At 67.6% G+C, this 20689-nt stretch carries 17 protein-coding genes, 1 tRNA gene and 1 pseudogene; 11 read left to right on the top strand and 8 right to left on the bottom strand.

Going from position 1 to position 20689, the window contains the following annotated elements; all coding sequences use genetic code 11:
* Position 1 precedes the first annotated feature (1 nt).
* From dnaJ to dnaK, 3 genes are all read right to left on the bottom strand, one after another.
* Entirely contained in the window at positions 2–1198 is a 1197-nt protein-coding gene (dnaJ, locus tag ACIQPT_RS07170) for a molecular chaperone DnaJ (RefSeq protein ID WP_401153453.1), read from the bottom strand.
* Between the two features lie 96 nt (positions 1199–1294).
* A complete protein-coding gene (grpE, locus tag ACIQPT_RS07165; RefSeq protein WP_401153452.1) occupies positions 1295–1945 on the bottom strand; it encodes a nucleotide exchange factor GrpE in 651 nt (216 codons plus the stop codon).
* Positions 1942–3798 (bottom strand): molecular chaperone DnaK, encoded by a 1857-nt coding sequence (dnaK, locus tag ACIQPT_RS07160; protein ID WP_401153450.1) that lies wholly within the window; start codon positions 3796–3798, stop codon positions 1942–1944. Before dnaK ends, grpE begins: the two co-directional genes overlap by 4 nt.
* Before the next feature lie 313 nt (positions 3799–4111).
* Here dnaK and ACIQPT_RS07155 point away from each other — a divergent pair, with 313 nt between their 5' ends.
* From ACIQPT_RS07155 to ACIQPT_RS07140, 4 genes are all read left to right on the top strand, one after another.
* Positions 4112–5038: a sugar transferase gene (locus ACIQPT_RS07155; protein ID WP_401153449.1), complete on the top strand. Its 927-nt coding sequence runs from the start codon at positions 4112–4114 to the stop codon at positions 5036–5038.
* A gap of 97 nt (positions 5039–5135) precedes the next feature.
* Positions 5136–7403: a (Fe-S)-binding protein gene (locus ACIQPT_RS07150; protein WP_401153447.1), complete on the top strand. Its 2268-nt coding sequence runs from the start codon at positions 5136–5138 to the stop codon at positions 7401–7403.
* Positions 7404–7637: 234 nt separating this feature from the next.
* On the top strand, positions 7638–8864 hold the full coding sequence (locus ACIQPT_RS07145) for an FG-GAP repeat domain-containing protein (protein ID WP_401153445.1): 1227 nt from the start codon (positions 7638–7640) through the stop codon (positions 8862–8864).
* 129 nt (positions 8865–8993) lie between these two features.
* Positions 8994–9968, top strand: a complete 975-nt coding sequence (locus tag ACIQPT_RS07140) for a Yip1 family protein (RefSeq protein WP_401153444.1) — start codon at positions 8994–8996, stop codon at positions 9966–9968.
* 98 nt (positions 9969–10066) lie between these two features.
* Here ACIQPT_RS07140 and ACIQPT_RS07135 read toward each other — a convergent pair whose 3' ends face one another.
* Together ACIQPT_RS07135 and dcd are read right to left on the bottom strand one after the other, a co-directional pair.
* Entirely contained in the window at positions 10067–10567 is a 501-nt protein-coding gene (locus tag ACIQPT_RS07135; protein WP_215103877.1) for a phosphoribosyltransferase, read from the bottom strand.
* A gap of 6 nt (positions 10568–10573) precedes the next feature.
* Positions 10574–11149 carry a dCTP deaminase gene (gene dcd, locus ACIQPT_RS07130; protein ID WP_030588741.1) on the bottom strand — a complete coding sequence of 192 codons (576 nt, stop codon included), beginning with the start codon at positions 11147–11149 and terminating at the stop codon, positions 10574–10576.
* A gap of 535 nt (positions 11150–11684) precedes the next feature.
* Between dcd and ACIQPT_RS07125 the strand changes: the two genes are divergently transcribed.
* Positions 11685–11758 (top strand) — tRNA-Gly (locus ACIQPT_RS07125).
* A 15-nt stretch (positions 11759–11773) separates the two neighbouring features.
* Here ACIQPT_RS07125 and ACIQPT_RS07120 read toward each other — a convergent pair.
* The gene (locus ACIQPT_RS07120) at positions 11774–12652 is read right to left on the bottom strand and encodes a DUF1932 domain-containing protein (protein WP_401153442.1); all 879 of its coding nucleotides are present in this window, start codon (positions 12650–12652) and stop codon (positions 11774–11776) included.
* Positions 12653–12886: 234 nt separating this feature from the next.
* Here ACIQPT_RS07120 and ACIQPT_RS07115 point away from each other — a divergent pair, with 234 nt between their 5' ends.
* The 6 genes and pseudogenes from ACIQPT_RS07115 to ACIQPT_RS07090 all read left to right on the top strand — a co-directional run bounded on the left by ACIQPT_RS07115 (position 12887) and on the right by ACIQPT_RS07090 (position 17940).
* On the top strand, positions 12887–14116 hold the full coding sequence (locus tag ACIQPT_RS07115) for a helix-turn-helix domain-containing protein (RefSeq protein WP_401153440.1): 1230 nt from the start codon (positions 12887–12889) through the stop codon (positions 14114–14116).
* Positions 14117–14399: 283 nt separating this feature from the next.
* Entirely contained in the window at positions 14400–14618 is a 219-nt protein-coding gene (locus ACIQPT_RS07110; protein WP_401153438.1) for a hypothetical protein, read from the top strand.
* Positions 14615–14824, top strand: coding sequence for a hypothetical protein (locus ACIQPT_RS07105; RefSeq protein ID WP_401153437.1), 210 nt, complete (start codon positions 14615–14617; stop codon positions 14822–14824). The genes ACIQPT_RS07110 and ACIQPT_RS07105 overlap by 4 nt, the downstream gene beginning before the upstream one ends.
* Before the next feature lie 97 nt (positions 14825–14921).
* Positions 14922–16154 (top strand): annotated as a pseudogene (locus ACIQPT_RS07100) (hypothetical protein).
* A 107-nt stretch (positions 16155–16261) separates the two neighbouring features.
* Entirely contained in the window at positions 16262–17584 is a 1323-nt protein-coding gene (locus ACIQPT_RS07095; protein ID WP_401153435.1) for a UDP-glucose dehydrogenase family protein, read from the top strand.
* Between the two features lie 26 nt (positions 17585–17610).
* Positions 17611–17940, top strand: a complete 330-nt coding sequence (locus ACIQPT_RS07090) for a MazG-like family protein (RefSeq protein WP_401153434.1) — start codon at positions 17611–17613, stop codon at positions 17938–17940.
* A gap of 440 nt (positions 17941–18380) precedes the next feature.
* On the opposite strand, the gene ACIQPT_RS07085 is transcribed toward ACIQPT_RS07090, so the two are convergent.
* Together ACIQPT_RS07085 and ACIQPT_RS07080 are read right to left on the bottom strand one after the other, a co-directional pair.
* Entirely contained in the window at positions 18381–20240 is a 1860-nt protein-coding gene (locus tag ACIQPT_RS07085) for a hypothetical protein (protein ID WP_401153433.1), read from the bottom strand.
* On the bottom strand, positions 20233–20688 hold the full coding sequence (locus ACIQPT_RS07080; RefSeq protein ID WP_401153432.1) for an ABC-three component system middle component 2: 456 nt from the start codon (positions 20686–20688) through the stop codon (positions 20233–20235). The genes ACIQPT_RS07085 and ACIQPT_RS07080 overlap by 8 nt, the downstream gene beginning before the upstream one ends.
* Position 20689: the final 1 nt, after the last annotated feature.

The raw sequence follows: 20689 nt of genomic DNA, 5'->3' as shown, positions 1-20689 counted from the left end.
CTCAAGCTCCCTTCGCAGCCTGGAACAGTTCCGCCCGCGGGTCCTCGTCCGCGGTCGCCTTCCGGTAGGCCTCCAGGGCGTCCCTGGCCTCCTGGCCCAGGTCCCTGGGGACCGCGACCTCCACGGTGACCAACAGGTCGCCGCGGGTGCCGTCCTTGCGCACCGCGCCCTTGCCCCGGGCGCGCATCGTACGCCCGTTGGGGGTGCCGGGGGGAAGCTTCAGGGTGACCGGGGGGCCACCGAGGGTCGGGACCTTGACCTCGCCGCCGAGTGTCGCCTCCGGGTAGGTGACGGGCACGGTGACCGTGAGGTTGTCGCCCTTGCGGCCGAAGACCGGGTGGGCGTCGACGTGGACGACGACGTACAGATCGCCGGCCGGACCGCCGCGTTCGCCCGCGCCGCCCTTGCCGCGCAGCCGGATCCGCTGGCCGTCGGAGACGCCCGCCGGGATCCTCACCTGCATGGTGCGCGCCGACTTCGCCCGGCCGCTGCCCTTGCAGACGTCGCAGGGGTCCTGGGCGATGAGGCCCCGGCCCTTGCAGTCCACACAGGGGTCGGTGAGCGAGAAACCGCCGCCGCTGCCGCGCGAGACCTGGCCGGTGCCGACACAGGTCGGGCAGACCCTGGGGGTGCCGTTCTTGTCGCCGGTGCCGGAACACGCCTTGCAGGGCGCCTGGCTGGACATCCGCAGCGGGACCGTGGCCCCGTCGACCGCCTCGGTGAAGCTGAGCGTCACCTCGGACTCGATGTCCTGGCCGCGCTTCGGCTGGACGCGGGTGCCCGCGCCGCCGCGGTTGAACAGCCCGCCGAAGACGTCGCCGAGACCGCCCCCGCCGCCAGCGCCGAAGCCGCCGCCCGCACCGCCCTGTCCGCCGCCCGGGGCGCCCCCGCCGAAGAGGTCGCCCAGGTCGAAGTTGAAGTTGCCGCCCGCACCACCGGGGCCGGGCCGGAAGCCGCCGTTGCCGAAGAGGGCGCGCGCCTCGTCGTACTCCTTGCGCTTCTTGGGGTCACCGAGGATGTCGTTCGCCTCGGAGATCTCCTTGAAGCGCTCCTCCGCCTTGGCGTCACCCTTGTTGGCGTCCGGGTGGAACTCGCGGGCGAGCTTCCGGTACGCCTTCTTGACCTCGGCGTCGGTGGCGTCCTTGGGGACGCCGAGGACCTTGTAGTAGTCCTTCTCGACGAAGTCCTTCGTGCTCATCGACGTCCCTCCTTCCGGACGATCGGCCGAGCGGCCGGCCCGTGGGCCGGCCGCCGGGCCGGTCGGTGTGCACCGTGGTGATCGGACGCCTTGACGTCAGACCTCCTCGGTGCCACCGCTCTCCTCGTCGTCAGTCTTCTCTTCCTTGGCCGCGGCGGGCGTGGCGCCCGGCTGCGGCTCGGCGACGGCCACCCGCGCGGGGCGGATGGTGCGCTCGCCGATGCGATACCCCGGCTGCAGGATCGCCACGCAGGTCGTCTCGGTGACGTCCGGCGCGTAGCTGTGCATCAGGGCCTCGTGGATCGTCGGGTCGAAGGGCTCGCCCTCCTTGCCGAACTGCTGGAGGCCCAGCTTCGCGACGGTGGTCTCCAGCGATTCGGCCACCGACTTGAAGCCGCCGACCAGCTCGCCGTGTTCCCGCGCGCGGCCGACGTCGTCGAGCACGGGCAGGAGCTCGGACAGGAGGTTCGCGACAGCGATCTCCTTGACCGTGACCCGGTCCCGCTCGACGCGGCGACGGTAGTTCTGGTACTCGGCCTGAAGCCGCTGGAGGTCCGCGGTGCGCTCGCCGAGCGCGGTGCGTACCTGGTCCAGCTGTGCGGTCAGACCGACGGACGGGTCGGTGTCCCCGGCCGGGGCCGCCGCCTCCTCCTCGGAGGGGGCGGCAGCCTTCGGCTCGGCGTCATCAGGGCTGGCGCCGGAGGGGACGTCGGGCTTCTCCTCGAAGCCCGGAGTCTCCTCGGTCACGCCGCACCGCCCTTGGTGTCCTTCTCGTCGTCCACGATCTCGGCGTCGACGACGTCGTCGTCGGCGGCCTTGGCCTGGTCGTCGCCCGGGGCCTCGGCGCCCGGGGTCGCACCCTCGGCCTGGGCGTTGGCGTACATCGCCTGGCCCAGCTTCTGGGAGACGGCCGCGACCTTCTCGGTGGCCGTACGGATCTCGGCGGAGTCCTCGCCCTTGAGCTTCTCCTTCAGCTCGCCGACCGCGGTCTCCACCTCCGTCTTGACGTCGGCGGGGACCTTGTCCTCGTTGTCCTTGAGGAACTTCTCCGTCTGGTAGACGAGCTGCTCGCCCTGGTTGCGCGACTCGGCGGCCTCGCGGCGGGCGTGGTCCTCCTCCGCGTACTTCTCGGCCTCTTCGCGCATCCGGTTGACCTCGTCCTTCGGCAGCGAGGAGCCGCCGGTGACGGTCATCTTCTGCTCCTTGCCGGTGCCGAGGTCCTTCGCCGTGACGTGCATGATGCCGTTGGCGTCGATGTCGAAGGCGACCTCGATCTGCGGCACACCGCGCGGGGCCGGCGGCAGACCGGTCAGCTCGAACATCCCGAGCTTCTTGTTGTACGCCGCGATCTCGCGCTCGCCCTGGTAGACCTGGATCTGCACGGACGGCTGGTTGTCCTCGGCCGTCGTGAAGATCTCGGAACGCTTGGTCGGGATCGTGGTGTTGCGCTCGATGAGCTTGGTCATGATCCCTCCCTTGGTCTCGATGCCGAGGGACAGCGGGGTGACGTCGAGGAGCAGGACGTCCTTGACCTCGCCCTTGAGGACACCGGCCTGGAGCACGGCGCCGATGGCGACGACCTCGTCCGGGTTCACACCCTTGTTGGCGTCCTGGCCGCCGGTCAGCTCCTTGACGAGCTCGGCGACGGCGGGCATACGGGTGGAGCCACCGACGAGAACGACGTGGTCGATCTCGGAGAGCTGGATGCCCGCGTCCTTGATGACGTTGTGGAACGGGGTCTTGCAGCGGTCCAGGAGGTCCGCGGTCAGCTGCTGGAACTGCGAGCGCGTGAGCTTCTCGTCCAGGTGCAGCGGGCCCTCGGCGGACGCCGTGATGTAGGGCAGGTTGATCGTGGTCTCGGTCGAGGACGAGAGCTCGATCTTCGCCTTCTCCGCGGCTTCGCGGAGACGCTGGAGAGCCATCTTGTCCTTGGACAGGTCCACGCCGTGCCCGTTGGCGAACTGCTTCACCAGGTAGTCGACGACGCGCTGGTCCCAGTCGTCACCACCGAGGTGGTTGTCACCGTTGGTGGCCTTCACCTCGACGACGCCGTCGCCGATCTCCAGGAGGGACACGTCGAAGGTGCCGCCACCGAGGTCGAAGACGAGGATCGTCTGGTCGTCCTTGTCGAGGCCGTACGCCAGGGCGGCGGCGGTCGGCTCGTTGACGATGCGCAGGACGTTGAGGCCCGCGATCTCACCGGCCTCCTTGGTCGCCTGACGCTCGGAGTCGTTGAAGTACGCCGGGACGGTGATGACCGCGTCGGTCACCTTCTCGCCCAGGTAGGACTCGGCGTCGCGCTTCAGCTTCTGCAGGATGAAGGCGCTCATCTGCTGCGGGTTGAAGCTCTTGCCGTCCAGGTCGATCTTCCAGTCAGTGCCCATGTGGCGCTTGACGGAGCGGATGGTCCTGTCGACGTTGGTGACCGCCTGGCGCTTCGCGACCTCGCCGACGAGCACCTCGCCGTTCTTGGCGAAGGCGACGACGGACGGCGTGGTCCTGGCGCCTTCGGCGTTGGTGATGACGGTGGGCTCGCCGCCTTCGAGAACGCTGACGACGGAGTTAGTCGTGCCCAGGTCGATGCCGACCGCACGTGCCATTTCAATTCCTCCAACTGACTACTTGAGTGGATCTGACTCAAGAATGCACGACGCCGGTCCCGGAGTCAACAGACCTGAGTCGGGCACACTCAACTTAAGTGCTTATGCAGAGCACATCTGCACTGACAGGGCCGCCAGGGCTGCCCCACCACCCCACCCGCGCACGCCACACCCCGCGCGCACCACCCACCCCACCGTCCCACCATGGGATCGTTCTGTCACAAAATGCCGTGAGACGGTCACAACCGTCACCGACCGGCAGGTTTCACCGTGGATCGCCACACCATCGAACCTCGAACCCCGGGCGGGCGCGATGCAGAACGCGAGGAAGCCGCGCGTACGGCAGAAGAACCAGAAGACTCACAAGCCCCAGAAGAGCCGGAAGAGCCAGAAGAAGCCGAACCAGAGGAATCAGCAGAAGAACCACGGAGACCAGCAGACCCGGCAGATCCCGCAGACCCCACAGACCCCACAGGTCCAGCCGAGCCGACCACCCCAGCCCCGCTCGGAGCCGTACGGGACGGAGGCGTACGGGTCGGAGGCGTACGGGACGGAGGAGCCGCGCCGCCCGCACTCCTACCCGGCAGTGACCGGAACGGCCAGGAGCCACTTCCCCTCGCGCCCCGCCGCACGCCTGGCCGGCCTCACCGACCGGGCCGGGCGGCTGGCGGACCACTTCACCCCGCGTACGACGGCCGAACGGGTCCTGGACCTGACCCTCGGCACCGCCCTGCTGATCCTGACCGCCCCCGCCGTCGCCGTAACAGCGCTCGCCCTGACCGCGCGGCACACCCCGGGCGGCGCCTGGGACCGCCGCCCCAGGACCGGTCTGGGCGGCCGGGTCTTCGAACTGCGCACCCTGCGCACGCGACGTTTCCGCCTGGACGTGCTTTCCCGGCTCCCCCACGTCGTACGGGGCGAACTCGCCCTCGTCGGCCCCGCCCCCCTGCCCCCGGGCGACCCGCGCGCCGCGGGGCCGGGGGCCAGGCAGTGGCGGCAGGAGATGCGACCGGGCCTGACCGGGCTGGCCCAGGTGCGCGCCCGCTCCGGCATGCCGTGGGACGACCCCGCCCTGCTGGACCAGCACTACGCAGAGCACCATGGTGTGGTGCTCGACCTGGCGATCCTGACGGAAGCCGTACGCGACTGCCTGCGTACGGCACTCCCCAAGGCACGCCGAACCAAGGCACACCTGAGCGACACAGATCACCGCCCGTCCGGCTACAGCGGGGTGGACTAAGTGGATAGTGTCAGCACAGACTAATTAAGTTACTGCTTAGTAGTAGTGGGCAGTAGTCAACTGGATCCCGCTCTCGCAGGCCCGAGGAGCCCTACTCATGCAACTCGCCGCGATCATCGTGTCGCTGGTGCTGACGGTGGTCGGCGTTGCGCTCGTCGCCCGAGCCGTCGCACAGATCTACCGCTTCGTCCGTCTCGGACAGGCGGTACCGGCAGGCAGCCGCACCGACGACCCCAAGCAGCGGACGATCACCCTGATCAAGGAGTTCGTCGGCCATACCCGCATGAACCGCTGGGGAATCGTGGGCGTCGCCCACTGGTTCGTCGCGGTCGGCTTCCTGACGCTGGGCCTGACGATCGTCACGGCGTACGGCCAGCTCTTCAAGGCCGACTGGGTGCTGCCGTACATCGGCACCTTCCTGCCGTACGAGGTCTACATCGAGTTCATCGCGCTCGGCACGACCCTCGGCATCCTCGTCCTGATCGCGATCCGCCAGCTGAACCTGCCCTCGCGGGCCGGCCGCAAGTCGCGCTTCACGGGCTCGAAGATGGGCCAGGCGTACTTCGTCGAGGCGATCATCCTGATCATCGGCGCCGCGATCATGCTGCTCCGCGGTCTTGAGGGCGCGCTGCACCACGTGGACAGCTACGGGCCCGCGTACTTCGCCTCGTACCCCCTGGTGCTGGCCTTCAAGGGGCTGAGCGTCGAAACGCTGCAGAACCTGGTCTACCTGTTCGCGATGATCAAGCTCGGTACGACGATGATCTGGGCGATCACGGTCGGGCTCAACACCAACATGGGCGTCGCCTGGCACCGCTTCCTCGGCTTCCCGAACATCTGGTTCAAGCGGAACGCCGACGGCGACGTCGCGCTCGGCGCACTGCTGCCGATGACGTCGGGCGGCAAGGAGATCGACTTCGAGGACCCGGGCGAGGACGACACCTTCGGCGTCTCCCAGGTCGAGCAGTTCTCCTGGAAGGGCATCCTCGACTTCTCCACCTGCACCGAGTGCGGCCGCTGCCAGTCGCAGTGCCCCGCGTGGAACACCGGCAAGCCGCTCTCGCCGAAGCTCCTGATCATGTCGCTGCGCGACCACGCGCACGCCAAGGCCCCGTACCTCCTGGCCGGTGGCGGCAAGGACATGGAGGGCAACGAGAAGGCCACCGAGGAGCAGCTCAAGGACGTTCCCGCGGCCGCCCTCGCCGAGGCCGAGCGCCCGCTGATCGGGACCGCCGAGGAGAACGGCGTCATCGACCCGGACGTCCTGTGGTCCTGCACCACCTGCGGCGCCTGCGTCGAGCAGTGCCCGGTCGACATCGAGCACATCGACCACATCGTCGACATGCGCCGCTACCAGGTGATGATCGAGTCCGCGTTCCCGTCCGAGGCGGGCACGATGCTCAAGAACCTGGAGAAGAAGGGCAACCCCTGGGGGCTGGCCAAGAAGGCGCGCGTCGAGTGGACCAAGGAGGTCGACTTCGAGGTCCCGATCGTCGGGAAGGACGTCGAGGACCTCACCGAGGTCGACTACCTGTACTGGGTCGGCTGCGCGGGCGCCCTCGAGGACCGGGCCAAGAAGACCACCAAGGCCTTCGCGGAGCTGCTGCACATCGCGGGCGTCAAGTTCGCGATCATGGGCGGCGACGAGAAGTGCACCGGTGACTCCGCCCGCCGGCTGGGCAACGAGCCGCTGTTCCAGCAGCTCGGCCAGGAGAACGTCGCCATGCTGAACATGGCGTACGGCGAGGACGATGAGGACACGACGACGAAGAAGCCCAAGGCGTCGAAGAAGATCGTCGCGACCTGCCCGCACTGCTTCAACACGATCGCGAACGAGTACCCGCAGCTCGGTGGCGAGTACGAGGTCATCCACCACACGCAGCTGCTCCAGCACCTCATCGACGAGGGCAAGCTGATCCCGGTGACCCCGGTCGAGGGCCTGATCACGTACCACGACCCGTGCTACCTGGGCCGTCACAACAAGATCTACACCCCGCCGCGCGAGATCATCGCGAAGGTCCCGGGTCTGCGGAACGAGGAGATGCACCGCCACAAGGAGCGCGGCTTCTGCTGCGGCGCCGGTGGTGCCCGGATGTGGATGGAGGAGCGGATCGGCAAGCGCGTCAACAACGAGCGCGTCGACGAAGCCCTCGCCCTCAACCCGGACATCGTCTCCACCGCCTGCCCGTTCTGCCTGGTCATGCTGACCGACTCGGTCAACGGCAAGAAGAACGACGGCCAGGCCAAGGAGTCCATCCAGGTCGTGGACGTCTCGCAACTCCTCCTGGAGTCGGTGAAGACGCCGGCGGACCCGGCGGGCGAGCCGGAGCAGGTGGACGCGCCGGAGCCCGAACCGGCAAAGTGACGTAACGCAGCAACGCGATGAGCGGCCGGACCTGCCTCGGGGGCAGGACCGGCCGCTTTTCCGTGCCCGGGACCCCGGGGCTCCGCCTGCCGGACGTGACGACCGCCGCAGGCGAACTGTGAACTCGGACATGTACGCGACGACGTATCTGGAGCATCATGTGCCCCGGAGAAACCCGCGACAGGTCAGGAACCACGCGCGGACACACAACGAACGAGCGACGAACGAGGCCCCGTGCGCCCACGCATCACGCACCTCACGCCCCCGAAGGCACCGGTCACCACCAGAGCGACTGCTGCCACGGCGACTACTGCCAGGGCGACGGCTGCCCTCGCCGCGGGCTGCGCGGGCCTGCTGCTCGCACTCGCGGGCTGCGGAAGCCCTTCGGCCGCCGAAACCCCGTCGTCCTCCTCCTCGTCCTCCTCCGTATCCAACGGCAAGAACGGCGACACCCCACCCAAGGCACAGTCACAGTCCCAGTCGCGGTCCCAGTCCCAGGCGGGCACGGCGCGCGTCCCCGTCCCGCGCGGCACCGGCAGCCGTGTCCCGTACGACTTCAACGGCGACGGCCACCGCGACCTGGTCATCGACGACCTGGTGAAGGCCCCCGAGGACAGCCACGGCGACGACGCGGGCATCGGCATCGTGTACGGCTCCGACAACCCGGACCGCCCCCTGGACCCGGCCGCCCGGCAACTGCTGAGCGCCCGGGCGAACGCGGCGAAGTCAGGCGACACCCTGCCCGCCGCGTTCGACGCCGAGACGGCCTGCGACCTGGACCGGGACGGCTTCACCGACCTGATCGTCTCCACCGACCCCCCGTACAACGGCATCGGTGCCCCGCCCGTCCCCCTCCAGATCCTCTTCGGCTCTCCGCAGGGCCTCACGGGCAAGGCGGTCACCGTACGCATCCCGGCACAGGCCAGGTTCGGCAACGAGTGGCCCGAGCAGCCGGTCTGCGGCGACTTCGACGGCGACGGCAGGGCCGACCTCGCGGTCACCGCCAGCGCCGGCCAGGTCACCTTCCTGCACGGCCCCTTCACCCGCGCCGGCGCCCCGCGCAGCGCGGACCTGCTGCCCGACGGCGGCCCGTACCTCTACGCCCCCGAGCCCAGGACCGACACCAACAAGGACGGTTACGACGACCTCGTCGCCGCCACTCGCCCGCACGCCCCCGGCCAGGCGGGCAGGGGCACCCTCCTCCTCGGCTCCACGAAGGGCCCGGCGGGTCCCGGCAGCGCGTACGCGTTCGCCGCGGAGGACCTCCCCACCGCACCGCTGAACACGACGGGCACCACCCGCACCGCCCTCCTGGACCACGGCGACTACGACGGCGACAAGAAGCCGGACACGGTGGTGCGGACGTACCGGGGCGAGCGGCAGGACCTGATCGCCCTCTACCCGGCGGGTAACACGAAGGACCCCGTGGTGACCTTCTCCACGGCGCTGTTCCTCCCCTGAACTCCCCCTGAGCTCCCCCTCCCAGGGCCCGGGGTGCGGCCCCTAGGGGATGTCACAGCTCGGCCGCAATGGCGGGCGGGTTCCCCCGGCCCCCACTCCCCGCCCCCGGGGACCAGGTACGTTCGACGGGTGGCTGGATTCAGGATCGGACGCGGCCGGGACAACCGCACCCCGCAACAACCGCAGCAGCAGCGGCAGCAGCCGTACGGAGGGCAGGCACCACAGCCGCCGTACGGTGCTCAGCCGTGGCCGACGGCAGGAGGAGGCCCCGGCAACGGCGCGGCGCCACCGCCGTACGGAACCCCGCAGGGCCCCTCGTACAACGACGGCGGCTACGCGGGACACGGCGGACAGGGCGGATACACCGGCCACGGCCACCCCCCGCACGGCCACGGCGGCGGCCACGGCGAACCGGAGTACTTCGGCGACCCGTACGCCGACCCCGCGCCCCACGACCCGTACGCCAACAACCCGGGTCACACGCAGGCGTTCCGCGTCGACGAGGACCCGTACGGCGACGGCAACACCTACCGCGCCGGTTCCGCCCCCGCCCAGCCGGCGGGCCCGCGGCTGCGCTGGAAGGAACTGCTGACCGGCATCGTGACGCGCCCGGGGCCGACGTTCTGGCAGATGCGGGACTACCCGGTCTGGGGCCCGGCGCTGGTCGTCACCTTCGTCTACGGCCTGCTGGCGCTGTTCGGCTTCGACCAGGCGCGCGAAGAAGCGATCAACGCGACGATCTCGACGGCCATCCCGTACGTCCTGTTCACCGGCGTCGGCTTCGTCATCGGCGGCCTGGTCCTCGGCGCGGTGACCCACACCCTGGCCCGCCAGCTGGGCGGCACGGGCTCGTGGCAGCCGACGGTGGGCCTGTCGATGCTGATCATGTCGATGACCGACGCCCCGCGGCTGCTCTTCGCCCTCTTCCTGGGCGGCGAGAACTCCCTGGTCCAGATCGTGGGCTGGCTGACCTGGCTGGCGGCCGGGGCGCTGTTCACGTCGATGGTCAGCAAGTCGCACGACCTGCCGTGGCCGAAGGCGCTGGGAGCGTCGGCGATCCAGCTGATCGCGCTGCTGTCGATCATCAAGCTGGGCACGATCTGAGCGACCGACCGATACGGAAGGCCCCCGGAACGGAATCGTTCCGGGGGCCTTCCACATGGGTCAACAGGTATCGGCCCTACGGGCATCGGTCCTACGGGTTACGCGTCCAGAACCTGCCCATCGCGCCGCACGACGGGCTTCTCCACGCTCCACGGGAAGTTGATCCACTGATCGGTCTTCTTCCACACGTACTCGCACTTCACGAGGGAGTGGGACTTCTCGTAGATGACGGCGCTGCGCACCTCGGCGACATGGTCGACGCAGAAGTCGTGGACGAGCTTGAGGGTCTTGCCCGTGTCGGCGACGTCATCGGCGATCAGTACCTTCTTCTCGGAGAAGTCGATCGCGTTGGGCACGGGCGCCAGCATGACGGGCATCTCCAGGGTGGTCCCGACCCCGGTATAGAACTCCACGTTCACCAGGTGGATGTTCTTGCAGTCGAGGGCGTAGGCGAGCCCACCGGCGACGAAGACGCCACCCCGCGCGATGCTCAGCACGACATCGGGCTCGTACCCGTCGTCGGCGACGGCCTGCGCCAGCTCGCGCACGGCCCGTCCGAAGCCCTCGTAGGTCAGATTTTCCCGCACGTCACTGGTCACGATGGATCACACCTGGGTCCGATGGAAGTTCTGGAAGGACCGCGAGGCCGTCGGCCCCCGCTGCCCCTGGTAGCGCGACTCGTACCGCTCGGAGCCGTACGGGAACTCGGAGGACGAGGTCAGCTTGAACAGGCACAGCTGCCCGATCTTCATGCCCGGCCAGAGCTTTATCGGCAGGGTCGCGAGGTTCGACAGCTCCAGGGTCACGTGCCCGGAGAACCCGGGGTCGATGAACCCGGCCGTCGAGTGCGTCACCAGACCGAGCCGCCCGAGCGAGCTCTTGCCCTCCAGCCGCGAGGCCAGATCGTCGGGGAGCGAGATCACCTCGTACGTGGACGCCAGCACGAACTCGCCGGGGTGCAGGATGAACGCCTCGTCGCCTTCGGGCTCGACGGTACGGGTCAGATCAGGCTGTTCGACCGCCGGGTCGATGTGCGGGTACCGGTGGTTCTCGAACACCCGGAAGTAGCGGTCCAGCCGCACGTCGATGCTCGACGGCTGCACCATCGAAGGGTCGTACGGATCAATACGGACGCGGCCGGAGTCGATCTCGGCCCGGATGTCCTTGTCTGAGAGAAGCACGTCCCGAGGATACGCAGAACGCGCGAGCCCGCCCCAACCGGACCACCCGCGCGCCTGCCGAACACCCTCCGCCCCGACTGCCTACGGCCTCACCCCACGCCGCCCGCCACACTCGCTACCACGTCTTACCGCTTCTCGAACGCCACCGGCACGGCCTGCCGCAACCGGGCACACCGAGGACACCGGATCAACCGCCCGGGCCCGATCCGGCCGGCCCCGAGCTGCTGCATCGGGAACGACGAGGTAGCGAAAACGTGCCCTTCGGCACAGCGGACGACGGTGCGCTCCATCGACTCCATCAAGTCCCTTCCCCAACCACATATGGACGAGAAAGCCACATTAGGGGATGAACAGGGCGCCACCGCACGCGGCACTCCGACCACCCACGCTACGCCCCCAACTCCCGCCCATCACACCCCCGTCCACGCACCCACCCCCACCGGCCACACGACACGAAGGCCCCACGGCGCATCTGCCGGGGGCCTGACATGGGGTAGAGTGTGGAACGATGCAGCGCCGGTGATCGGCATGCTTCGCGGGTGTAGTTTAATGGTAGAACATGAGCTTCCCAAGCTCAGAGCGCGAGTTCGATTCTCGTCACCCGCTCCACGACTAAGGCCCAGGTCATCGACCCGGGCCTTGTTTGTTGTCCGAACCTGTCTCGGTGCTCCTCCCTGACCGAAGCTGAGAGAGGGCATGCGTGAGCGGCAAGTCGTACTGGTCCTTGTCCTCTTCCCAGTAAGCGAGCACCCGGGCCGTGGCCTCAGCCATGTCCGTGGGCAGATCAGCCGCGCGGAGAGTGTCGGCGACCTCTTCCATCTCGGGCGCCCAGCGCCAGGCTCGGGCTGCAACACTCGGCAGATACTCCGGATCGGAGAGGATCGCGGAGATCATGACCTCGGCTTCCGCCGTGAGGTGGTCGCCGACTCCATGGGCGTCGGCGAGCGCGTGAGCCACGCCGGCGAGGGTACGAGCGGCCTTCTGGTAGCTGGCAAAGGCCATCTTCAGAGCGGAAGCGGAACCGGGCGTGTCGCCGACCCGGCACACGTGCAGAGCAGAGTCCGTGAACAACGACGCCACCAGGTCGACGGCAGAGCCGACCCCCGCGAGATAGAGCCGTGCCGAACGCCCCTCGCCCGGCGGCTGACCGAAAATGGCACCGTCGACGACTGCGGAGCCGGGGCGGATCTCCTCGGCGATGCGCCGTACGCGTTGAGGGCTGATGGCGTTGACATCGGCGTACACCCCCGCGAAGCCGTGTGCGGCCACTGCCGCCGCAACGTCCTCCGCCGCCTGCGGTGGGCAGACCGAGAGAACGACCGCGCTTCGGGACAACGCTTCCGCGAGCGAGCCGCACGCCGTGGCACCGGCCGCCCTCGCGCGGCGCCACGTGTTCTCGCTTCGGCCCTTGGGCACCCACAGCACCTCGTGACCGCCGACGACAAGCTCGCCGGCGACCGCCTCGCCCATGGCCCCAGGGTGCAGGACGGTCACGGTGGTCATGGGCTACCTCCGGCGGGGTACGACGTGGCGGGTGTTCCTCATCCACATGATCCGCTGTCGCCCGGCAGCAACGGCGAAGGGCTCGGCACCTGATGGCGGAACACGGCTGCGGCACTCCTGCCCCAACAGCTCGTCTCACGCGGACGCCGCGTCATGGGTACCGTGCAGGAGACGAACTCTGTACGGACAGACCGGCGCTCGCGCCGGATCGTCCGGCGGCCGGGAGGTGTCCTGATGCTGGAGGAAGCCGAGGAGATCGGCAGGCGCGCTCGCAGGGCGAGGCTGCGGCTGGGCATGCCGCAGGCCGACCTGGCGACGGCCCTCGGGAAGTCGCAGGGCTGGGTGTCGAAGATGGAGCGTGGACTGATCGAGCTGGACCGGGTCGGGCTGCTCAACCAGGTGGCCGCAGAGCTGCACGTCCATCCGAACGACCTGATCGGACGCCCGTACAGCAGCTCCCCCGACGACAGCCAGTGGCAGATAGCCGCCTCGTCGATCCTGCGCGAGCTGCGCCGCTACGACCTCGTCCCCGTCTTCGACGGGGCCCCGCGACCGGCCTCACAGCTGTGGCGTGAGGTGACCCGGCTGCACCGCCTGCGGGACACCGCCTCCAACGTCGCGATTCTCCGAGTTCTCCCGGACCTGTTCCGGGAAGCACGCGCCCTGGCGGAGGACTCGGACGGGCACGAACGGGAAGAGGCGTATGCCCTTTACGCCGTGTGCTGCAAGTTCGCGCACACCGCCGCGCACGCCCTCGGACACCTCGAGCTGGTGGCCATGGCGTGCGAACGGGCCGCGTGGTCAGCCAGGTTGTCGGGAGATCCGGTGTTGCCTGCCGTCGCCGACTGGATGCGCGTCTGGGACATGTGGGCGACGGCTGATTGGGCCGACGCTCTGACGCTCTCGGACAAGGCGATCGCCTCGGTGCAACAGCCTTACGAGCATGGTGATCCGCTGGCCGTGCGGGCTTGGGGCACGCTTCAGCTTCGGGCGGCCATCTCCGCCGCTCGGGCCAACCGGCCATCGGAAGCGGAGGACCGGATCGGACACGCGAAGGACGCGGCGGAACGCATGGACGCGTACGTCGGCGCACCGGTGTACGACCGGCATTCGCTGACGTTCTCCGCCGGGAACGTGCAGATCCACGCGATCAGCGTGGCCCTGGAAATGGGCAAGCAGGGCAAAGCTCTGGAGATAAACCGCCGCACCAGCCCGAGCCTGGTCGGGGCACTGCCCAACTCCCGTCAGGGACACCACCACATGGACGTCGCACGGGCCTGGCTGTGGGACGGGAACCGGGCAAAGGCCCTCACCGAACTGGAGACGGCTGAACGCATCGCGCCGCAGCTCGTACGTAACCACCCCATCGCCCGTTCAACGCTCCGCAGCATCGTCTACGCCGAACGAGCAGCCACAAGGGAAAAGCTGCGGCACATGTCCGACCGCTTTCACCTGGACGGATAGGGGTCGTATTCCTCCGGCTCATATTCGAGGCTCGCCCTGTCCCCAACTTCGGGGCATGACGCGACGACGCTCTTCTCATCTCCCCTCGCAGGGTGCCGAGTTAGGTACGGCAGCACCGTTCGTTCCACGACTCGACGACCTCGCCACGGACAGCGCTCGCGATGGCCGTGTCGGGGTCGTGGTCGCCCTCCCCGGTGAGGGCTCCGCTACGACGTACCACCTGCGTCCGCCCGGGGGCGGGGCCCCATGGTCCGCGCCCGCCGACGGGACGACGCTCAGTCCCGTGCCAGTGAGGGCCACCCACGCCACGCTCTCGGCAGGACGGGACGCGGTCTACGACCCGCGTGCCCGGCAGGGATCGGTCCCCATCGAGTTCCACTTGGATGATGGCTCGACCCTCGATGGCGCCCTCATCCTCACCTCTGCCGAGGTGGAGAGGCTGCACCAGCAGACCAGCCGCCTCGTCGACGCACACGGACGGGCCCTCGGCGGCACCCCGTGACCGGGCCTCGGCGACGCCACGCCCGAAAAGCCGCGCCGCGCTCCGTACGCCCCGAAGGCGGAGGCATCGCGCTCACGCTCCTGGCGGTCGCCGGCCTGGTGGGCCCGTCCTGGGCACTGCGTGAGCAGGCAGCCCCGCTCCTCAACGGCCTCGGTCATCAGCCCGCCGCCGTCTCGGCGGACGCGAGCTCGCCCTCCGACCACTGACTCCGCTCCGCTGTCCGGGACGTTCACCCCACGTTCCCGGCAAACGGAGCCTGCCATGCACCCGGAACATCCAGGCGTGATCCTCCAGGGAGAGATCATGGACATCCCGTACATCGTCATCGACCAGCTCACCCCCGACCAACAGCAGGTCTGGAAGAACTACTTCGGCGACGCCGACCGACCCCGCTACATCGAGGAGGGCATCTGGCGTCGTACGCAGGAGAAGGCCACGGCTGACCAGAGCGGCTGGACGGCCGCCGACGACGCCCGGCGGCGGATCATCCACTACCGCTACCGGTACGGCCTGGTTCCCACCACCGCCGCGCCGGCCATCGGCCTGACCGACCTGTACCTCTACCACTCCGCTACCGCTCCCGCGTCCGAGATCGACGCGCACCACGACGCCCTGTGGGACTCGCTCGCCACCGGCGGCTGGAAGGAGGCTCCCGGTGGATTCTTATGGACACGTCGGGATCTGAAGTGCCGGATCACCGAGCACGACGCCCACCCCCAGGACGCGGCGACGGGCCGTAACCTCCCCGTCGGCTACCGGAGCCTGGACGTGCAGATCGCCTCGGTGTCCTACGCGCCGCCGCCCGCTGTCCGACAGCTACCGTGGAACGTCCTCTCCACCGGGATCAGGTGCAAAGACCGCCCAGGTACGCCGACCCGCGTCCCAGACCTGTCCGTCCTCGCTGACCTGCGGCCGTTCCAGGTGGAGATCGGCTGCGGTACGTCGGTCGAGGCGGGCATCCCGCCCCTGCACCGGCTCCACCAGATCTACCGAGTCACCGACCGCCAGGGCCACGAGCCTCGGGAACACCGCTTCACCCTCTCCCCGACAGCGGACACGCTCCTCCACGAGGTTCTTACGGAGCCGGAGGAGAAGGCGGCGGAATTCGTGGAGATGTTCCGCGCATGCTTCCTGGCCGAGCCGACCCCGGCCATGTAGGCGCTCAAGGAACTGAAGGACGCCGGGCACCTCGTCGGTCCGGTCATCACCAACAACTTCGACGTGCTCGCGGCGCGCGCCGGGCTCGACGAGTGCTTCATGCGCCGGTACGACCAGGCCGTGCCCGACGTCGAGTGGGTCGACGGCGCCAAGTCCCTTCTCGTCGTCGGCCTGCACGCCGACCGCCGCAAGGTCCAGGCCCGAGCCCGCGCTCGCGGCATGCAGGTCGTCTACCTGGACCCGGAGGGCTTCTGGCGCGACGGTCAGTTCATGCCGTACCCGCTGGAAGGCCCCCAGGACGGCGACCTGGTGTGCCGGGCGACCGCCGCCGAGGCACTGCCCGCCCTCGTCAACCTGCTCAAACAGAAAGCTGGTTGATCCACCTGCACGAAGAGGGGCGCGCCGGGTGTAGGCGCTAGCGTGACGCACCCGGCCGGCCCGGACTCCCCTGGGCGGGCGAGGGACAAGGAAAGGAGCGTCGACACATGCGCGTATCCGTCATCGGCTGTGGTCACCTGGGCATCCCCCACGCCGCCGCCATGGCCGAGATCGGCCACGAGGTCATCGGCGTGGACCTGGACCAGGCGAAGATCGACCGCCTCAACGCCGGTGAGTGCCCCATCTACGAGGACGGCCTGCCCGAACTCCTCAGCACCCACACTGCCACCGGACGCCTGCGGTTCACCACCAGCCTCGCAGAGGCGGCCGAGTTCGCCGACATCCACTTCCTCGCCGTGGGCACGCCGATCGACGCGGACGGACGGACCTACGACACCGGACAGGTCTTCGGCGCCGCCCGCGCCCTCGCCCCGCACCTGACCCGCCCCACGGTCGTCGTCGGCAAGTCCACGGTCACCGTCGGCACCTCCCGCGACCTCGGCGCTCTCCTCGCCCGGCTCTCCCCGGCAGGTGAGGACGTGGAGGTCGTCTGGAACCCCGAGTTCCTCCGCGAAGGCCACGCCATCGACGACACCCTGCGCCCCGACCGGATTGTCGTGGGCGTCCCCTCGGCCCGCGCCGAGGACGCGGTACGCCAGGTCTACGCGCCCCTCCTGGCGAACGGCATCCCGCTGTTCGTCACCGACCCCGCCACAGCCGAACTCATCAAGGGCGCCGCCAACGCCTACCTCGGCATGAAGATCTCCTTCATCAACGGCGTCGCCGACATGTGTACCGCCGCCGGAGCCGACGTCCAGCAGCTCACCGAGGCCATCGGCCTGGACCCCCGCATCGGCCGTGGCGGCCTGAACGCCGGCCCCGGCTACGGCGGCGGCTGCCTCCCGAAGGACGTCCGCGCCTTCACCGCCTCCGCCCGCACCCTGGGCGCCGCCGAGGCAGCGACCATGCTGCGGGCGGCGGAAGAGGTCAACGAGTCCCGCCCCACCGCCGCACTGAAGCTCATCGAGCAGACGCTCGGCCGACCCGTCGACGGCGTACGCATCACCGTCTGGGGCGCCTCCTTCAAGGCCGGCACCGACGACGTCCGCGAATCCCCGGCCCTGGCGATCGCCGCGCTCATGCACCAGCGCGGCGCGACCGTCACCGTCCACGACCCGCACGCCGTGCCCACAGCACTGCGCCGCCACCCCGAACTCGACTACTGCGAAGACCTCGAAGACTCCCTCGCAGCAGCCGAGCTGATCGTCCTGGCTACCGAATGGCCCCACTTCCGCGAGGCCGACCCCAAGGCCCTCGCCCCACTGGTCGCGGACCAGGTCCTCGTCGACCTCCGCAACCTCATCGACGCCGACGCCTGGCGCATGGCCGGATGGACCGTACGCCAGCTCGGACGACCCGCACAGGAATAGCCGAACCCATCGATCGGAGGTCCGACGTGGACACCCTGTGGGACAACATCGAGAAGCTCTCCGCCGTCTGCCGAGCAGCTGGCGCCCACCTCCCCGACGAGGAGCTCAAGGCCCTCCAGGTCGGCAAGGTCGCCGAGGAGGCCGGCGAGGCGATGCACGCCCTCCACGGCCTGAAGGGCCTCACCACCTGCGGCGACGACCACACCTGGTCCGAGGTCCAGAACGACCTGGTCGGCGCCGTCATCGCAGCGCTCCTGGCCATGCACTACATCGACCCCACGGGCGCCCGCGCCACCTTCGACGACATCCTCCACCGCCGGACGCGAAGGGGCCGCGAGGCCGCTGCTACGGCCTGACGGCCTCCGGACGTGGCCGTCGACCGCTCCGGTTGGGCGCGGGCTGCGGCGGCCATGTCCGGCACACAAGCTGCGCCGGACAGCTGCTCCCAGCGCAGTAGAACTTTCCCTACTTCATCAAGACCCGCGCACGGCGCGGGAGCGCGCCGCCTCAGCGACGCGGCCTGCCTCTGTCTCCGCCCCGGCTGGCCGCGCCCGGCGGCGCGCCGCGTACTGCGGGCATGAAGCGGGAGACACCCTCTGTGGCTGGGGCGGTCGGCTCCACGGCTTTAGGCAGCCACTTTGGGGCGAGCCTCTAAGATCATGGCCCCAACGTCGTGCTTTAACGGGCAGGTCCACAGACTGCCCGACTCGCCGGAAGCTTAAGGGGCCATGATCACTCGCCCCAAAGCAGCTCCAGCCCAAAGCCGCTCCACCGACCTGAGATGCGCCACTTCGAGTTAATCGACCGAACCCCTCACACGTTGCGGAAAGAACCCATAGCGACCGATACCGTCAGCCCGCGTGAATTCATAGTCAACGACGCCGTCCCCGATCTTGACATTGGGATCGACATTTTCAATCACGATGGCTTGACCGGGAAAATCCACATCCATGTAACGGTAGAGATTGCCCGCCACGGATGGGCTAAGCATCTCCTCCGCTTGCTCTTCGGCAGATTCTCGACCGGCCGGCCCCCGGTATGCCACGACCGGTGAGTCGAGAATTACAAATCCAGGGTGGGGCAAGTCTTTTCCGAAACAGTAGTTGGCCAGAGAAACGGTTAGGGAGGCATGCAAAATCGCACGCATACCCTTGCCTCTTGAACTGTGAGGCCTCCCGTTAATCCTGAACTCCGCTTTGCCTTCACTGTAGGAAATGTGTTCAACGTCGGGAACATTCCAGGCGTGCAGCGACTGCTGCATCACTTCAATAAACTCAGCGATTGTTCTGGCGTCTATGCTAGGAGTTGCAGACTTCGAATTTTGAATCACCCGTTCTGCGAGTCCCATTCGACGTGCCCTGAGTTCTTCAATTTGAGCAAATAGAGACAATTTGCGTTCTGCGTTTGAACGCGCCGCGAGGAGTCCGTCAAGCCCTCCCCTCAAGGGAGTAAGACCCACATCGAGAGCGGCGATTTGACTATCGGTCTCGACAATGAGAGATCGGCTCTTTCGCAGTTTTTGCTCTACCTCCATCAATTGGTCACGCAGGTCATCGATCGTAACTAGAAGATCATCGCGCAGACGATTTGTTTTCTCAAGTTCAACCGAGACGGCGATTTCTATGGAAGTAGTCTCCACCAGCACATGATTGGCTTGCTGATGCTCAGGCGACGCTCCACAAAATACACACGCACCTTGGTCGAAGAAACCAAGCAGGCTGCCGGCTTCGCGGACCATCTCCAAACGCGCAAGGTCCGAGTCGTACTGCTTCTTGAGGAGGTTGAATCGGGCCAACAGCTCACTGACTTCATCTACCCTGTTTTGCTGCTCGGACGATTCCCTAGAAATCCTATGCCTAGCGTCAACTAGCCTGCCACGCCGAGATAGAACATCATCAACCGATGATGTTGCCTCTCTAACGGACGATTCCAGGCGCTGCAGTTGATCGCGAAGTTGCTCAGCATCATCTGATTCGAGCTGTCCTCCCATGCTCTCGATGATGCTGTCCAAAAGCTCAAGCTTGCCTTTACTTACCGACTTCTCTACTTCCGTCAGAGTCTGGTCGAGACCAGCATCATCCCGCCCAGAAAGAAGAACTCTGAATGTAGACTTCTCGGCCACCTGGGAAGGATATTGGCCAGAGTGTAAGACCGGAGATCTCTTCGCGTGCATCTGCGTCTCATCCACAAGAAAAAAGTGGCAAAGGTCACGGAAGCGGAGATCTCTGACCGAGCTCTTCTTTTCCTGGATCCGGGTTCCGTCCAGCCCGATTTCCCGCAAAAGAAATCGCGAAATATTCCGTTCGTTAGCGGCACTATGACGCCTGCCGAGAACCTGATCTGGGGGGCCCGCCGGGATATCTCGCAGATCACGACGATAGAGGCTGATATCGCCGCCGGATGGCGTACGCAGCAGCGTGATCGACCGACCACCATCCAGCGTGAGGCCAAGAAGAATGTGCGTGTATCCGGCCTCTTCAGGAATGGTTTTGAGAGTGTTAGCACCAAGCATGTAATCAATAGCCTCCACCACGTACGACTTGCCCGTGTCAGAGGCCCCGTGGATTACCGTGAGGCTAGAACCAAACTCAATTGACGCCTTCTCCCGCTCTGCCCCGAGGAACGTAAGATGTGTCAGTTGGATTCGCTTACTCACCGGAGGCCTCCTCGCCGAGAAGCGTCTGTGTTGACGTGCTAGATCCTCTGGCCCAGGTTGCGTAGATTCGCTTCATTGCTTCGCCGAGGTTCTGCTCATTCATGGAAGCTATTTCGCCAGCGACCCATTTTGCGCGAACCTTCAGATCCTCGATGTATTTGGAGTCCAATACGTTAAGGAAGCCTTCTGCCGAATCAGATGCAGCGTATACAATTCCGATTCTTTCGGCGCGCACTTCAACCATGCTGGCGCGGAGCATCAGCTGGAGTCCGCTCTCAATAAGCTTACGTTTTACGCCAAGCTCTCCGGGTCCCGCTGGCAATGTGGGGTGGAGGCTGCCCGGCCCCCCAAACTCTCCGCTGTGCAGCATGCAGTAGTCCAGGTATGCCAGCTGGGCGATATCGAGAGCACGTGGACTTACTTCATCGAGCAATGCAAGAACTCGCATC

The organism is Streptomyces sp. NPDC091289 (assembly GCF_044757365.1).
In the GTDB taxonomy this organism is placed as follows: Bacteria; Actinomycetota; Actinomycetes; order Streptomycetales; family Streptomycetaceae; genus Streptomyces.
The sequence above is the reverse complement of the archived record's forward strand: the minus strand, read 5'-3'. Positions and strand labels throughout refer to the sequence as shown.

What these genes read in the sequence shown, in the direction of transcription:
- ACIQPT_RS07120 (WP_401153442.1), bottom strand. Translation starts at nt 12,652, where the DNA reads ATGACCACCGTGACCGTCCTGCACCCTGGGGCCATGGGCGAGGCGGTC.
- ACIQPT_RS07115 (WP_401153440.1), top strand. Translation starts at nt 12,887, where the DNA reads ATGCTGGAGGAAGCCGAGGAGATCGGCAGGCGCGCTCGCAGGGCGAGG.
- ACIQPT_RS07080 (WP_401153432.1), bottom strand. Translation starts at nt 20,688, where the DNA reads ATGCGAGTTCTTGCATTGCTCGATGAAGTAAGTCCACGTGCTCTCGAT.
- ACIQPT_RS07155 (WP_401153449.1), top strand. Translation starts at nt 4,112, where the DNA reads ATGCAGAACGCGAGGAAGCCGCGCGTACGGCAGAAGAACCAGAAGACT.
- dnaJ (WP_401153453.1), bottom strand. Translation starts at nt 1,198, where the DNA reads ATGAGCACGAAGGACTTCGTCGAGAAGGACTACTACAAGGTCCTCGGC.
- ACIQPT_RS07095 (WP_401153435.1), top strand. Translation starts at nt 16,262, where the DNA reads ATGCGCGTATCCGTCATCGGCTGTGGTCACCTGGGCATCCCCCACGCC.
- dnaK (WP_401153450.1), bottom strand. Translation starts at nt 3,798, where the DNA reads ATGGCACGTGCGGTCGGCATCGACCTGGGCACGACTAACTCCGTCGTC.
- ACIQPT_RS07150 (WP_401153447.1), top strand. Translation starts at nt 5,136, where the DNA reads ATGCAACTCGCCGCGATCATCGTGTCGCTGGTGCTGACGGTGGTCGGC.